3 protein-coding genes and 2 pseudogenes are annotated in these 3,182 nt (G+C 67.9%); 3 read left to right on the plus strand and 2 right to left on the minus strand.

All coding sequences use genetic code 11. The features are described 5' to 3' along the window. Both ACWCQ6_RS36550 and ACWCQ6_RS36555 read right to left on the minus strand, forming a co-directional pair. Positions 1-119: pseudogene (locus ACWCQ6_RS36550) on the minus strand (IS6 family transposase); the annotation flags it as partial. 48 nt (positions 120-167) lie between these two features. Then, complete coding sequence (locus ACWCQ6_RS36555; RefSeq protein WP_451096729.1) at positions 168-1,397, minus strand: hypothetical protein; 1,230 nt, start codon at positions 1,395-1,397, stop codon at positions 168-170. A 185-nt stretch (positions 1,398-1,582) separates the two neighbouring features. Between ACWCQ6_RS36555 and ACWCQ6_RS36560 the strand changes: the two genes are divergently transcribed. From ACWCQ6_RS36560 to ACWCQ6_RS36570, 3 genes and pseudogenes are all read left to right on the plus strand, one after another. Continuing rightward, on the plus strand, positions 1,583-1,996 hold the full coding sequence (locus ACWCQ6_RS36560; protein WP_451096731.1) for a hypothetical protein: 414 nt from the start codon (positions 1,583-1,585) through the stop codon (positions 1,994-1,996). A 110-nt stretch (positions 1,997-2,106) separates the two neighbouring features. Beyond that, positions 2,107-2,763 carry a hypothetical protein gene (locus ACWCQ6_RS36565; RefSeq protein WP_451096733.1) on the plus strand — a complete coding sequence of 219 codons (657 nt, stop codon included), beginning with the start codon at positions 2,107-2,109 and terminating at the stop codon, positions 2,761-2,763. Between the two features lie 11 nt (positions 2,764-2,774). Further along, positions 2,775-3,092: pseudogene (locus tag ACWCQ6_RS36570) on the plus strand (oxidoreductase); the annotation flags it as partial. Between the last annotated feature and the right edge of the window lie 90 nt (positions 3,093-3,182).

A 3,182-nucleotide genomic window follows, 5' to 3' on the forward strand; every position in this document is an offset into this window, starting at 1 on the left:
AGCATCAGCTCCTCGACCTCCCGGAAGCTGAGCGGGAAGCGGAAGTACAGCCACACGCAGTGGGAGATGATCTCTACCGGGTATCGGTGCCCCTTGTACGACGGCGGCGCGCACGACACGAGCGAACCCCTCCCGGCACGATCAACCACGAGATCATCTCAGGCCGGTCAGCCAACGTGACAATGCCGGTGAGCGTGCTCGGTGTCGGCTGCGATGACGTCGGAGATGCCTTCGGCATCCTCAGGGACGGCCAGACCAAGGTGAAGGGCCACTTGCTGAAAAGCCTGCGCCATGGCGGGATCGCCTGCGGCCACAAGCGCGGACAGCAGAGGCTGGTCACCCGCCGCGGCGCCCTGGTCGACCAGAGTGAGGACCTGGACGCGCTCGGCGGCAGTCATCGACGGCAGTGCCGAGCCGAGCTGACGTTTCAGCCGAGCCCAGCTCGTCGTGCGCTGCTCCCGCGCCGCCTTCTTCAACGCTCCGCGGACCGCGACGGCCGCAGCGCGCAGGGCCTGCGGGCTCAACCCATCGGCCCCGCCAGACGACTGCAGACCCGGCGTGCCCAGACGAGCGAGCAGCGCCTTCGCACTGCGACGTTCGGCAACCGAAAGCTTCTCCTGAGCGAGCTCCAGGGCGGCGCTGAGATTGTTCCGGACCTCAGAGTTCTCGATGGTGGCCGTCTGCCGATCGGAGAACCTGCGTAGAATACCGCGCACCTCACGCACCGCTGCGGAAATGTCCTGCCGCTGTCGGTACTGCTGATCCTTCAGCTCTGCCTGGGAGTTCTGCTCCGGGACGAGGGAAGAGCGGGAGGGCCTGGTGGCTCGCGGCCGTACGAGCGGCAACACTGCCGCCGAATTTTTCTTCTTGATGGTCTTCCGTTTCCGGGGCGCCGGGGCAGGCGGGGCCGCTCCGACACCGCGGCGCAGGAGCATCAGAACTTCATGAGCACGCCGCATCAGCTCGGTTTCCTCGAAAGTGGCGCTGCTGTGGACGGCGCTCTCCAGCCGGTCCAGGTGCTGCTGGATTCGTGTGACGCTGGCTTTCTCTGCGAGAGCGGTGCGCAGATTGGCGACCAGTTTGTCGCGGTTGACCTCCTGCGCCGGTTCAGCGGCGGCAGGACGTGGAGCTGTGCTGTCCCGCGCGGACTGCCTGCGGGCCCGGGCGCCGATCGGTACCGTCTGTGTGCGCCGACGGCGGATCTCCGAGGAGGCTCCGGTGCTCAGGCCGTGCGCGGTCAACCCCACGTGGTCAGCAGTGAGATCGCACCAGTCCGTGGTGCCGTCTATGCCTTGCGTGCCGATCTGCGTCCGCCGGTGGGCGCCGTCGGAGACGCAGCGCACCCTGTGTACGAACCCGTGCTCGCGCAGGATCCGGGGATCAGGCTCGACGTTCATCCCGTAAACCACACCCGTAGTGCTCTGATCGGAGAGGGATAGTGCGGTGGAACGACTACGAGAACGAAAAAGCTTGGGACATCGCCTGCATCTGATAGGCAAGTAACATGCCGAAGCCACGGAAGCGCCGCACAGCACGGCCCCGGGATCTGCGTAAGGATCTTCGCCGTCGCCTTGCAGCCCCCTTGAGCAAGCCGCGACCGAAGCACCCCAGCTACGGACAGGTCTGCCCCGACGACGTCCTGATCGACGAGTTCGGTGAGGAAGGCGCAGCCTGGCTGCAGGAGGAGTACGGCCGGCCTCTGACGCTTGCGGAGTTCAGCCTGGAACACAGCATCCGCACGGACGAGTTTCTGCTGGACGACCCGTTCACGGGGCCAGAGGTCACCACCGCCGAAAAGATCAGCAAGGTGATCGAGATGACAGCCGATGTCATCCTGGCGATGGCCGAACAGCAGGGCGTGCTCAACGCTGAACAAGCCCGCGAGGTCGAGGACATCAAAGCCATGCCCCGCGTCGACCACGCGGCTGAGGGTGTCGACGTCGTACGCATCGCCTTCGAAACAGGAGGAATCTTCCTCAACGACCGCGGCATGTAGGACTTCAGCGAATAGGCCTGACACAGCTGCACCAGGTTCTCGCCCCGCCCCATGACGACCTCGGCCTCGCCCGCGTACGCCACCCAGCTCCAACTGGCGACACCTGGAAAATGGTGACTGGCGGGAAGGCCGGGCTGCTGAGTGCCCGCGACCGCGAGGTGCGGGAGCGGGCCCAGGTCCTGGCCCAGCCCAAACACCGGGCCCTGGCCCGGGTGCCCGATACGAGGCTGCGGACCCTCGCGGTGACCGGCGCCGGGCACAACCGCCGCCCCACCCCGGTCGCGGCCTTCCTGGTGACCGACCATCTGCGACGCCTGCCGCACACGGTGGCCACCAAGAACGAACGACTGGCCGCCGTCGAGACCCTGCTCGCCCAGCATCTGCCCGTACTGGCCCCGCTGCCGGAGCCGACCGGCGTCGGCCCCGAAGTAAGCGCCACTCCTCAGGACCTCAGGCTGTGGAACGACGACCAGGCCAAGGCCCTCGCAGTCATTGCCGATGTCATCGCCGAGCAGGGCTCGGTACCGGGCCTTCAGCTCTCCCACGCCGGACGCAAGGCGTCCCGCTCCCGCCCCTGGGGCGCAGGCGCGGACCTCCCGCTCACTCCGGCCGACGGCGGCTGGATGCCCCTCGGTCCGTCCCCGATCTCCTTCGGACGGCTACCGCCCTCCGAAGGAGATGACAGACGACGAGATCGACACGGCCGTCACCCAGTTCTCGGCCGCCGCCGAGCGGGCCGCCACCGCCGGGTTCCGCCTTCTAGCTAGAGCTCCACGCCGGACACGGCCAGCTCCTCCACTCCTTCCTCTCCCCCCTCGCCAACCGGCGCACCGACCACTACGGCGGGGACTTCACCGCACGCACCCTCCTCCTGCGCCGTACCATCCGCGCCGTGCGGGCCGCATGGCCCGACAACCTCCCTCTCGCCGTACGCCTGTCCGCCATGGACTTCATCCACGGCGGCTGGACCCTGAAGGACACCACCCGCCTCGCGCCCCTGCTCGCCGCCGACGGTGCCGACCTGATCGACTGCACGTCCGGCGGCATCACCCGTCCCGAAGCCCGCCCCACCGGCCCGGCCTGGCAGGCCCCCTAGTACTGCAACCGCATCTGAGGGTTCTGGCCCCTGCGTTTGTAGTGGGAGCGGCGGGCTCTGGCCTGGCTGCGTCTGCGGAAGCGTGACCAG

The organism is Streptomyces sp. NPDC001880 (genome assembly GCF_053594575.1).